General features: G+C 65.8%; 8 protein-coding genes. 3 read left to right on the top strand and 5 right to left on the bottom strand.

Annotated elements, in window-relative coordinates:
• Positions 1-35 precede the first annotated feature (35 nt).
• Entirely contained in the window at positions 36-3,221 is a 3,186-nt protein-coding gene (gene putA, locus ACLF6L_RS08610; protein ID WP_412851451.1) for a bifunctional proline dehydrogenase/L-glutamate gamma-semialdehyde dehydrogenase PutA, read from the top strand.
• A 138-nt stretch (positions 3,222-3,359) separates the two neighbouring features.
• Here putA and ACLF6L_RS08605 read toward each other — a convergent pair whose 3' ends face one another.
• Both ACLF6L_RS08605 and ACLF6L_RS08600 read right to left on the bottom strand, forming a co-directional pair.
• On the bottom strand, positions 3,360-3,746 hold the full coding sequence (locus ACLF6L_RS08605) for a hypothetical protein (protein WP_238618035.1): 387 nt from the start codon (positions 3,744-3,746) through the stop codon (positions 3,360-3,362).
• A 353-nt stretch (positions 3,747-4,099) separates the two neighbouring features.
• Positions 4,100-6,082, bottom strand: a complete 1,983-nt coding sequence (locus tag ACLF6L_RS08600) for an acetoacetate--CoA ligase (RefSeq protein ID WP_412851450.1) — start codon at positions 6,080-6,082, stop codon at positions 4,100-4,102.
• A gap of 184 nt (positions 6,083-6,266) precedes the next feature.
• On the opposite strand from ACLF6L_RS08600, the gene ACLF6L_RS08595 reads away from it, so the two are divergent.
• Positions 6,267-7,526, top strand: a complete 1,260-nt coding sequence (locus ACLF6L_RS08595; protein WP_412851449.1) for a hypothetical protein — start codon at positions 6,267-6,269, stop codon at positions 7,524-7,526.
• Between the two features lie 61 nt (positions 7,527-7,587).
• A complete protein-coding gene (locus ACLF6L_RS08590) occupies positions 7,588-8,436 on the top strand; it encodes a class I SAM-dependent methyltransferase (RefSeq protein ID WP_412851448.1) in 849 nt (282 codons plus the stop codon).
• Between the two features lie 7 nt (positions 8,437-8,443).
• Here ACLF6L_RS08590 and ACLF6L_RS08585 read toward each other — a convergent pair whose 3' ends face one another.
• Genes ACLF6L_RS08585 through ACLF6L_RS08575 form a run of 3 tightly spaced genes read right to left on the bottom strand, consistent with a single transcriptional unit; the run spans position 8,444 to position 11,832 of the window.
• Positions 8,444-9,352: a hydroxymethylglutaryl-CoA lyase gene (locus tag ACLF6L_RS08585; protein ID WP_412851447.1), complete on the bottom strand. Its 909-nt coding sequence runs from the start codon at positions 9,350-9,352 to the stop codon at positions 8,444-8,446.
• Complete coding sequence (locus ACLF6L_RS08580; protein ID WP_412851446.1) at positions 9,349-9,822, bottom strand: MaoC family dehydratase; 474 nt, start codon at positions 9,820-9,822, stop codon at positions 9,349-9,351. The genes ACLF6L_RS08585 and ACLF6L_RS08580 overlap by 4 nt, the downstream gene beginning before the upstream one ends.
• A gap of 3 nt (positions 9,823-9,825) precedes the next feature.
• On the bottom strand, positions 9,826-11,832 hold the full coding sequence (locus tag ACLF6L_RS08575) for an acetyl/propionyl/methylcrotonyl-CoA carboxylase subunit alpha (RefSeq protein ID WP_412851445.1): 2,007 nt from the start codon (positions 11,830-11,832) through the stop codon (positions 9,826-9,828).
• Between the last annotated feature and the right edge of the window lie 10 nt (positions 11,833-11,842).

The following is an 11,842-nucleotide window of genomic DNA, read 5'->3' as shown; positions in this document are numbered from 1 at the left end:
GACATGGCGTGCATTTGCCACAGGACAACAAGAACATGAGCCGATACGTGTACCCGGACCTCGACGCGCTGTCCATCCAGGATCGCGAGTCCATCATGCTGGCCTGCCGCATGGATGAAGCGGAGGCGGTCAAGGCCCTGCTGTCCCATGCCTCCCAGGAGGAAGAGGCGGCGACCCGCGTGCGTTTCCTGGCCCGGGGGCTGGTGCGGGGCATGATCAAGGCCCAGGAACACCAGTCCGGCATCGGGGCGCTGCTGCATGAATACGACCTTTCCTCGGAAGAGGGCATTGCCCTCATGTGTCTGGCCGAGGCCCTGCTGCGGGTGCCGGACAAGGCCACCGCGGACCAGCTGATCCAGGACAAGCTCTCTGCCGCCCACTGGGATGCCCACCTGGGCAAGGACCGGCCCTTTTTCGTCAATGCCGCCACCTGGGGACTGTGGATCAGCGAGCGCATCATCGACACCGAGGATCGCCGCCACTGGCTGGGGGGAACGGTCCATCGTCTGCTGGCCCGGGCCGGTGCTCCCCTGGTCCGTTCCGCCGTGCGCCGCGCCATGGCCATGCTGGGCGATGCCTTCGTGCTGGGGCGCACCATCGACGAGGCCCTGAAACGGGCACGTCCCCGGGAGCAGGAGGGCTATTGCCATTCCTACGACATGCTGGGGGAGTCGGCCCGCACCGAGGAGGATGCCCGGCGCTATTTCGAGGCCTACCGGCAGGCCATTCAACGCATCGGCGAGGCGGTGGACCTGCGCGCTCCATTGCGGGAACGACCGGGCATTTCGGTGAAACTCTCCGCCCTGGATGCCCGCTACGAACCCGGCCAGGAAAACCGTCTGCAATGCCGGCTTCTGCCCCGTATCCTGGAGCTGTGCCGGCTGGCCCGGGATCAGGGTATCTCCCTGTGCATCGATGCCGAGGAATCCTGGCGCCTGGATCTCTCCCTGGACGTGATGGAGGCCCTGATCGCCGATGCGGACCTCAACGGCTGGGATGGCCTGGGCATGGCCGTGCAGGCCTATCAGAAACGGGCCTGGGCCGTGCTGGGCTGGCTGGAGCGGCAGGCCGCCCGGCATCGTCGTACCGTCATGGTGCGACTGGTGAAAGGCGCCTACTGGGACACGGAGATCAAGGACAGCCAGCAGCAGGGATTGAACGATTATCCGGTCTTCACCCGCAAGGCGGCCACCGACGTGTCCTATCTGGCCTGTGCCCGCCGCCTGCTCCAGGACAGTCCCCACCTCTACCCCCAGTTCGCCACCCACAATGCCCAGACGGTGGCGGCGGTGATGGAGATGGCCGGCGACAGGGAATACGAATTCCAGCGTCTCCACGGTATGGGGGAGGGGCTCTACGGGCAACTGGTGGAACGGTCCGGCCAGGGTCGCCGCCATTGCCGGATCTATGCCCCGGTGGGCAGTCACGAGACCTTGCTGCCCTATCTGGTGCGGCGCATGCTGGAAAACGGCGCCAACTCGTCCTTTGTTCATCGCCTGCACGAGGAACATCTGGAACAGCTCATCACCGATCCGGTGAACACCCTCAAGGGTTACGGTACCTGGCGCCATCCACGCATCCCCCTGCCCGGCGCCCTCTATGCCCCCTCCAGACGCAACAGCCGGGGCCTGGACTTTGCCGACCGCCAGACCCTGCGGACGCTGGCGGCGGACATGAACCGCATCGGGGCGCGTGCCCCCTGGAACGGTGGCCCCCTCTGCGGCGGGCGGCTCAGGACCGGCCATGGACATGGGGTCTACGCGCCCTCCGATCGGGGGCGGGAAGTCGGCCGCGTCACCTGGGCCGGTGACGAGGATCTGGAGACGGCCCTGGCGGCCGCTCATCAGGCCTGGACGGACTGGGATGAACGCCCGCCGGCCCAGCGGGCGGCGATCCTGGACCGGGTGGCCGATCTGCTGGAGCAGCACACGGCGGAGCTTATGGTCCTGTGCGTGGAAGAGGCGGGCAAGACCCTGCGGGATGCCCAGGCCGAGGTGCGTGAGGCGGTGGATTTCTGCCGCTATTATGCCGCCCAGGTCCGGGAACGGTTCATCCGGCCCCTGTCCCTGCCCGGGGTCACCGGGGAGCGCAATGAACTTACCCTGCGGGGCCGGGGGGTGTTTCTATGCATCAGCCCCTGGAATTTCCCCCTGGCCATCTTCACCGGCCAGGTGACCGCCGCCCTGGCGGCGGGTAACGGGGTGATCGCCAAGCCGGCGGAACAGGCCAGCCTGGTGGCGGTGCGGGCCACGCAACTCATGCATCAGGCCGGCGTGCCGGTGAACGTGCTGCACTGTCTGCCCGGTCGGGGAGAGGAGATCGGCCCCCGATTGGTGGCCGATCCGCGCATCGCCGGGGTGGCCTTCACCGGCTCCACCGAGACCGCCCGTCTGATTCACCGGGGGCTGGCGGCCCGGGAGCATGGCCCCATCGTCCCCCTGATCGCGGAAACCGGCGGCATCAATGCCATGGTGGTGGATGCCACCGCCCTGCATGAGCAGGTGGTGACGGACATCCTGCGTTCGGCTTTCTTCAGTGCCGGTCAGCGCTGTTCGGCGCTGCGGGTGTTGTGCGTGCAGGAGACGGTGGCCGAACCCCTGCTGGAGATGCTCAAGGGCGCCATGGACACCCTGGTGGTGGGAGATCCCCACTGGCTCTCCACCGATGTGGGACCGGTGATCGACGACCGGGCCCTGGCGGCCCTGCAGGCCCATGACGAGGAGATGAGGCGCAAGGATCGGCTGCTTCACCGTGCCCGTCTGTCGGGCGGCTGTGAGCGGGGCAGTTTCATGATCCCGAGCCTGTATCGGCTGGAGCGGCTGGATGAGTTGCCGGGGGAGGTGTTTGGTCCCATGCTGCATGTGCTGCGCTGGCGTACCGGTGAACTGGACGGGTTGATCCGTCAGATCAATGCCACCGGCTATGGTCTGACGCTGGGAATTCATAGCCGGATCGATGCCGTTGTCCACCGGCTGGCCCGTCAGGCGCGGGTAGGGAATACCTACGTCAATCGGGATATGGTGGGGGCGGTGGTGGGCAGCCAGCCCTTCGGCGGCGAGGGGCTGTCGGGGACCGGTTTCAAGGCCGGCGGCCCCCACTATCTGCTGCGTTTCGCCACCGAGCGGGTACTGACGGTGAATACCACGGCCACCGGCGGCAATGCGGGTTTGCTGGTGATGGGGGAGGAGCGAAATGCCGGACGCGGCAAGGGGAAAACGTGACCGGCAACCCGGAAGCCGGGTAGGTGTTGTCTGCATCTCCCCTGTGGGAGCCGGCCTTGCCGGCGAGAGCGGTGTTTCCAGTGGCACCGCGGCTCGCGGGCAGGCCTGCCCCCACAAGGTGGCTTCCGTGAGGCGGAATCAGGAAGACGTGTTGCTGCCGGAGGCCGAGGGGGTCTTCTTGGCACGGGGACGGCGAGCGCGGGGCTTGGGCTTGGGTGCCGGGGCTTCCTCCTCGTAGTCATCATCATCCAGTTCCGCCTCGATCACCCGGGCGCGGGCCGACGTGCTGCCGCGCCGAGGGGCACTGCTGTCGGACGGCCAGAAACCACTGCGGGCACGACCGATCCAGCCATTGATGTGGCCTTCGATCATGTCCTGGGTATCCTGCGGCAGGTCGCGGAAGATCAGGGTGGCCGCCACCGCGATCACAAGTATCCCGCCGAGGAAGGTCAGCAGGGGCTGGAAGAAGACGATGGCCACGAAGGCCGCCGCGGCGATCAGGATCATACGTGTTCTGGCAGGCATGGTCTCTCCGGGAATGAGTGGACAAATCGGAACAGGCCTCGGGACATCTTCGTCGGCTGGAGATGCCTGGGCACAATAACATTACATAGTGTGCATGAATTGCCGGCCGGTTCCTAGTTTCAGCGGGTTGTCCGGTACATGTCTGAACTCGGGTGGCCTTCCGATTGCCTTGACATCCCGCGAAAGCGGGAGTCTGGAGATTCGACAGTCTTCCTCTGGATTCCCGCCTGCGCGGGAATGACACGGGGTCGGTGCTTGCTCTGCAGTGCCACTATACTTTCGTGGTATTCCGGCCGAATCCTTGTGACGGCATTATCGCCGGGACCACAACAGAAGCGCATGTGATCCGAGGGTCAGGCCAGTAACCGGGCCTCCCGCAGCACGTCTGCCATTTGTTCCAGCGCCTCCGGGTTGGCCAGGGCGCCGGTGTTTTCCCTCATCTCCGCGCCCTGAAACATCCTTGCCACCGCCAGTTCCACCTTCTTGCCGCTGCGTGTGTAGGGGATCTGGGGTACGTCCAGGATCCGTGCCGGGACGTGTCGAGGACTGGCGTTGGTGCGGATGCGGGTGCGGATGGTCCGTTCCAGCTCCGCTGTCAGGGGCTGATCCGGGGCCATGACCACGAACAGAATGACTTGCACGTCCCCCTCCGGGTCCGGCGCCCCCACTACCAGGCTGTCCAGGATTTCCGGAATGGTCTCCACCTGGCGGTAGATCTCCGCGGTGCCGATCCGGACGCCGCCGGGGTTGAGGGTGGCATCGGAGCGGCCGTGAATGATGGCGCCGCCGTGGGTGGTGAACTGGATGAAGTCCCCGTGGGCCCAGACGCCGGGGAACTGTTCGAAATAGGCACTCCGGTAACGACTGCCGTCGGGATCGTTCCAGAATCCCACCGGCATGCAGGGCAGGGGCTTGAGGCAGACCAGTTCCCCCCGTTCCGGGCCGGCATCACTGCCGTCCGGGAGAAAGGCATGGGCATCCACCCCCAGTTGTGCGCACTGGATCTCGCCCCGGCGCACCGGCAGCAGGGGGCTGCCGCCGACAAAGCAGCCGCAAATGTCCGTGCCGCCGGAGATGGAGGCCAGCATCAGATCCTTCTTGACACCGTGATAGACCCAGTCGAAGTCCTCCGCCAGCAAGGGGGAGCCGGTGGAGAAGATCACCCGCAGGGCGGACAGATCATGGCTTCTGCCGGGAATGAGTTCCAGCTTGCGGCAGTTGCCCAGGAACCGGGCGCTGGTGCCGAAGTGGGTGACGCCTTCCTCGGCCGTCAGATCCCACAGCCGGTTCATGTCGGGGTGGCCGGGCGAGCCGTCGAACAGCACCAGTCTGGCGCCGGTCAGCAGGCCGGACGCGAGCCAGTTCCACATCATCCAGCCAGTGGTGGTGAAATAGAAAAAGCAGTCATCGGGACCGATGTCCCCGTGCAGCAGCAGTTCCTTGCTGTGGTTGAGCAGCATGCCGGCAGCGCCGTGAACGATGCATTTGGGCACGCCGGTGGTGCCGGATGAATACAGGATATAGACCGGCTGATCCGGCGGCCCCTGCACGAACACCGGTTCGGCGTCGGCATGGACGGCCATGATCTCCTCCCAGCTCAGGAAACGGTCATCCTCCGGGTGGCCCAGCTCCGGCACGATGGGCAGGGAAATCACGCCGGCCAGGGTCGGCAGGCCCGCGGCCAGATCCAGGTTCTGCTGCCTGCGATCAAAGCACTTGCCGTTATACCGGTAGCCGTTGGCGGCCAGGAGCACCTTGGGTTCGATCTGGCCGAAGCGATCCAGAATCGCCGCGGTGCCGAAGTCGGGAGAAGCGGAACTCCAGATGGCCCCCATGCCGGTGGCCGCCAGCATCCCCACCAGGGCCTCATGGGTATTGGCCACCACGCCGGCCACCCGGTCCCCCGGTTCGACCCCCTGGGATTTGAGCGCGGCCTGCAGGGCGGCCACCCGTGCCAGCAGTCCGGCCCGGCTCAGCCGTAGGGCAGGGCGGGATTCGCTGACTTCCGTGATCACTTCCCGGTCATCGGGCTGGTCGATGACGTGGCGCAACAGGTTCTGGGCAAAATTCAGCCGTGCCCCCGGAAACCACCGGGTACCGGGCATGGCGGGGTGGTCAAGGACATGCTCGTAAGGCCGACTGGCGCGAACCTGGGTGAAGCGCCAGATGCTCTCCCAGAAGGCCTCCAGGTGTTCCACGGACCAGCGGTGCAGCGCCGGGTAGTCCGGGAAATGGCCGTAGCCTGTCTGCGCCAGCCAGGCCTGGTAGCGGGCCATCCCGCTCTCCTTCAGTTCACGTGTTCCCGGTTGCCAAAGGATTTCAGCCTGAGTCGCCATGATGTCTCTCCGCGGACCTTGTGGGTGGTGCAATGCTGATTGGGTCTCAAGGTTACCGTTTACGTCAAGGAAAATAAATATTGACGTTACCGTAAACGTAATCTAGTTTTAGTCGGTGCCCGGCGTCTTGCGACCGGAGCACCCAGACAAGAATCACCACCAGAGAAAGTGATGGGAGGAGTCAATGATGGGTATCAGACCCAGCCACCTTGCGTTGGCCGGCCTTCTGGCCGTGCCAGGCGCCCAGGCCGTGGAATACAAGTTCAATGGCGACATCGATGTGCGCGGTTTTGATCGCAGTATGGCCACCGGGGGCAACCAGAACGGTTTTGAGCAGCGTCTGCGTCTGCGCACGGACATCCGCATCCAGGACGGGGTGAGCGTGCATGCGGGCGTCAATCTGATCAACGACACCTGGCGGGGGGACACTTCGGGTGATCTGAAAGATCTTCAGCAGAACCAACCCTTCACCGACGGCCGGGATCACCGCACCGTGACCCTGGACTACGGCTATGTCAGTGTGCCTCTGGGGGAGGGCTGGCAGCTCCGGGCGGGCCGGCAGATTGCCAACTGGAACTTCGGCATCACCGTGGCGGACGACCGACGTGACCGCATCATCCTGCTGGGGCCGGTGGCCGACGGGGTGACCTTCCTGGTGGGCGCGGACCAGCGTCGCAAGAAGACCCTGGATGACAACAAGGACGACGGTTACCTGCTCTATACCGGCCTGACCGGCCGCAACAGCGGCTGGGCCTGGGGGGCGCTGCTGGGCTACTACCTGGGGGATGATGAGAAGGATGCCACAGGGGACTACGAATCGGATCGGTTCTACAACGTGCGCGGCGGCACCCTGATCTCCCCCTGGGTCCAGGGCAAGGTGGGCGAGGTGGAACTGACGGCCAGTGCCCACTATCTGGGCGGTGGGGATGCCCTGTTCACCAATGACACCTACGCAGGATTTGTGCGCGGCGGTTTTGACGTCACCCCCGCCTTCAAGCTGGAAGGTCAGTATTTCTTCAACCTCAATGGCTCTCTGATCGAGCCCGGGTTCGACAGCTTCTCCAGCCTGATTCACAGCAGCCCCCGCCACGATGCCACCGCCACCCGGATCGACGCCCTGAGCATGTCCGGGCTGGGGAAGGGAGCCAGGGAGTTCGAGGGAGTTCGACGGGACTTCGACCGTCATCTGATTGCGGTCCGGGGCACTTTCAGTCCCAGCGACAGCTGGCAGCTCAAGCTGGCCGCCGGTTGGGTGCAGTATGACGGTCTGGCACGGGATCTGAACCAGTCCGAGGATGTGGTATTCGGTGATATCCAGCTCCACTACCACGTCACCCAGTCCACTCGTCTTTGGGCCACCTACGGCTTTGCCGATACCGCCGATCTGCTGCCCGACCGGGACAGCGTCAACGCGGTGAGCCTCAATCTGCAGACGCGATTCTGATCGCGGGCCATCCTTCGGGGAGCCGAACGGCTCCCCTTTTTTCGTAATGGATTTGATAGAGATGGACTTGCAACCACCGGACCCTGCCGGCTCCCTTGCCTCACGCTACGCCCCGTCGGGGCTTGAACAGATCCTGCGTCAAGCCATGATCCAGGCTGGGCTGAACCCGGATCGACTCGCCTGCGATGATGTCGCCGCCATCGATCAACTTCATGTGGGCGGACGGGCGGCCAGCCGTCGGCTGGCGGACCGGGCGGGTTTTTCCCAAGCTGAGCGGGTGCTGGATCTGGGCTGCGGCACCGGGGGCACGACCCGTCTGCTGGCCCATGACCATGGGCTGCGGGTCACCGGCCTGGATATCACGCCGGATTTCGTGTCCACCGGCCGGTGGCTCAGTCGCGCCACCGGGCTGGCCGCCAGGACTGATTTTGTTCACGGCGATGCCCAATGCCTGCCCTTTGCCATGGCCACCTTTGATGCGGTCTGGGCACAGCATGTGTTCCTGAACGTGCCGGACCTGCCGCAAGCACTGGATGAGATCGTCCGGGTGCTGCGTCCCGGCGGGCGACTGCTGATCCATGAAGTGGTGGCAGGGTCGGGGGAGGGGGCGTTGCAGTTACCCGTGCCCTGGGCGGACCTGCCCCGGCACAGCCATCTGCCGGACCTGGCAACCCTGAAAGCGCGGCTGGAGACGATCGGACTGCGTCCCCTGTTCATGGAGGATATCAGCGAGCAGGCGCTGCAATGGCGCCGCAAGCACACGGGCCGTGAGGCCCGGGGCGAGTCCGGGGCGCTGAACCCGTCACTGATCTTCGGCGAACGCTTTTTCGTGATGGGTCGCAACGTGATGGAGAACCTGGCGGCCGGTCGGATCCGGGTCATTCAGGGCGGGTGGGAGCGCGCCGGCTGACCAGTCTTCAGGTATCACAAGGCGCCATGGCTCGGGCCACCCGCGAGTTCACGGGCCGTCCCAACTGTCCGCAGATCCAGTGGGCTGTTTCCACCAGGGCCGCCAGGTCCACGCCGGTGTCGATACCCATGCCGTGCAGCATGTAGACCACGTCCTCGGTGGCCACATTGCCCGAGGCGCCCCGGGCATAGGGGCAGCCCCCCAGGCCCGCCACCGAGGTGTCGATGGTGCGGATGCCCAGTTCCATGACGGCGTAGAGATTGGCCAGGGCCTGGCCGTAGGTGTCATGGAAATGGGCCGCCAGCTGCGCCATGGGCACGACCTCGGCCACCCGCTCCACCATGCGACGGGCCTTGAGGGGGGTGCCGGTGCCGATGGTGTCTCCCAGAGAGATCTCATGGCAGCCCATGGCATGGAGGCGCGCCGCCACCCGGGCCACGGCCTCCGGCGGGATCTCGCCCTCATAGGGACAGCCCAGGGTGCAGGAGACGTAGCCCCGTACCGGGATGTCCAGCGCCCTGGCCCGTTCCATCACCGGGGCAAAACGGTCCAGACTGTCGTCGATGCCGCAGTTGATGTTCTTGCGGGAAAAACTTTCCGAGGCCGCGGCAAAGACCGCCACGTCCCTGGCGCCCGCGGCCACGGCGGCCTCCAGACCCTTGAGGTTCGGCGCGAGGACCGGATAGCGCACCCCGGGTCGGAGTGCCAGGGCGGTCATGATCTCTCCATGGTCCGCCATCTGGGGCACCCATTTTGGGGAAACGAAGGCGGTGGCCTCGATCCAGGTCAGGCCCGCGTCGGCCAGGCGCTCGATGAGGCTCAGTTTGACGGCCGTGGGAATGGTACCCGGTTCGTTCTGCAGGCCGTCCCGGGGACCGACCTCCACCAGACGCACTGACGATCCGGACAGGTTCATCGGGCGATCTCCCCGTCGCGGGCGCGCACCAGTACGCTGGGCTGGAGTTCGACCACCACTTCGTCATGCTGGTTGATGCCGGTCCACTGCACCCGCACCACCCCCCAGCCGGGCCGGGATTCCCGCGGGCGGGCCTCCAGGATCTTCAGATGCAGTCGGATGCGATCACCGGGGCGAACCGGCTTGGCGAAGCGAATGCCTTCCACCCCCACGCCGATCTGACCTTCCGCCAGGGGCATGCCGGAGCGCACCGCCAGGGCGGTCATCACGCCGATGGTGTGCCAGCCACTGGCCACCAGACCGCCGAACAGGGTGTGACGGGCGGCCTCCGGGTCCACGTGGTGGGGCTGGGGGTCGAATTCCCGACCGAAGCGGATGATGTCCGCCTCGGTCATGGTGGTGGCCTCGGTCTCGAAGCACATGCCGGGACTCAGGTCTTCCAGATAATAGGGGGTCGTGATGGGTGCCATGGGTCATTCTCCCTGGCGAATGGTCAGGAGCTGGGCGCCTTCGGTCACCTGTTCGCCTTCGCTGTAGTTCACGCTGTCGACGATGCCGTCGGTGAGGGCGCTGATCTGATACTCCATCTTCATGGCCTCCAGCACCATGAGGGGATCGCCTTCCCGCACCACGTCACCCGGCTTCACATGGACGGCGACCACCAGGCCCGGCATGGGGGCCATCAGGCTGCCTTCCTGGATCTCGTCGTCCATGCCCGCCGCCAGGGGATCATGGATCACCAGGTCACGGGTGTGACCCGCCATGCAGACACTCAGACGGCGTCCTTCCTGCAACACCCAGGCATCCTGATGCACGCCGTCCACCTGCATGCGCAGGCGACCATCGGGCTGCAGATTGCCCTGGACCCAGTGTTCACCCTGTCCCAGGTCCAGGCGAAAGCCCGTATTCAGATAATGGGCCACCACCTTGAGATCCTGGTCTCGGGCCGAGTCGAAAAAGTGCAGGGTGCGGTGGCTGTCGGTGTTCAGGCGCCAGCCGGTGGTGGCATGCCATGGGGAGGTGATGTCGCCGGACTGACGCGCTCGCTCCCGGGCCGCCTGCTCCACTCGAAGCAGTTCATGCAGGGTGGCGGCACAGAGCTGTCCGTCATTGATCGGTGGTACCGGCGGCAGCAGGTCGGCCCGGTGGGTGTCGATGAAGCCGGTATCGATCCGTGCCTCGGCAAAGGCCGGATGGCGGGCCAGGCGGGACAAAAAACCCACATTGGTGGTGGTGCCCACGACGATGAAGGACTCCAGGGCCGTGGCCAGGCGGTGCAGGGCGGTCTCCCGGTCCTGATCCCAGACCACCAGCTTGGCGATCATGGGGTCGTAGTGAACGCTGATCTCGTCGCCTTCCTGTACGCCGGTATCGATGCGCACGTGCCGGCTCGACGGCGGGGTGCGCAGGTGGCCGATGGTGCCGGTGGCGGGCAGGAAATCCCGATCTGCGTCCTCGGCATAGATGCGGGCCTCGAAGGCATGTCCCCGGATGGCCAGGTCAGCCTGTTCGCAGGGCAGAGGGTGACCGGCGGCCACCCGCAGTTGCCAGGCCACCAGGTCCTGGCCGGTGATCATCTCGGTGACCGGGTGCTCCACCTGCAGGCGGGTGTTCATTTCCATGAAATAGAATTCGCCGCGACTGTCCATGATGAATTCCACGGTGCCGGCGCCCACGTAGCCGATGGCGCGGGCGGCGGCAATGGCCGCTTCGCCCAGCTGGTGCCGACGCGCCTGATCCAGGCCGGGGGCGGGCGCTTCCTCAATGACCTTCTGATGTCGCCGTTGCACCGAGCAGTCCCGTTCGAACAGGTGGACCACCCGGCCCTGGCTGTCCGCAAAGACCTGGACTTCCACGTGGCGGGGTTGGAGCAGGTATTTTTCCACCAGCACCCGGTCATCGCCGAAGGCGGAGCGGGCCTCGCGCCGGGCCGCTTCCAGGGCCTCGCGAAACCGGTCCGGATCATCCACCCGTCGCATCCCCTTGCCGCCGCCGCCGGCGGAGGCCTTGATCAGGACCGGATAGCCGATCCGTGCGGCCACGTCGGCCAGCAGGGCAGGGGACTGATCGTCGCCGTGATACCCCGGCACCAGGGGCACGCCGGCGGCTTCCATGATCGCCTTGGCGGCACTCTTGGAGCCCATGGCCTCGATGGCCCCCACCGGGGGACCGATGAAAACGATGCCGGCCTCGTCGCAGGCGCGGGCAAAATCGGCGTTCTCGGACAAAAACCCATAGCCGGGGTGGATCGCCTGGGCGCCGCTGCGTCGGGCCGCCTCCAGGATGCGGGGGATGTTCAGGTAGCTATCCCGGGCCGGTGCCGGGCCGATGGGCCAGGCCTCGTCGCAGGCCTTGACGTGCATGGCCTCCCGGTCCGCCTCGGAATAGACGGCCACGGTACGAATCCCCAGCTCGCGGCAGGTACGGGCAATGCGGCAGGCGATCTCGCCCCGGTTGGCAATCAGTATCTTGTGGAACATGCTCGATTCC

The sequence above is a fragment of the Ectothiorhodospira shaposhnikovii genome (assembly GCF_047222355.1).
Classification (GTDB): domain Bacteria; phylum Pseudomonadota; class Gammaproteobacteria; order Ectothiorhodospirales; family Ectothiorhodospiraceae; genus Ectothiorhodospira.
Note: the sequence above shows the minus strand (reverse complement) of the source record. Positions and strands in the feature narration are given on the sequence as shown.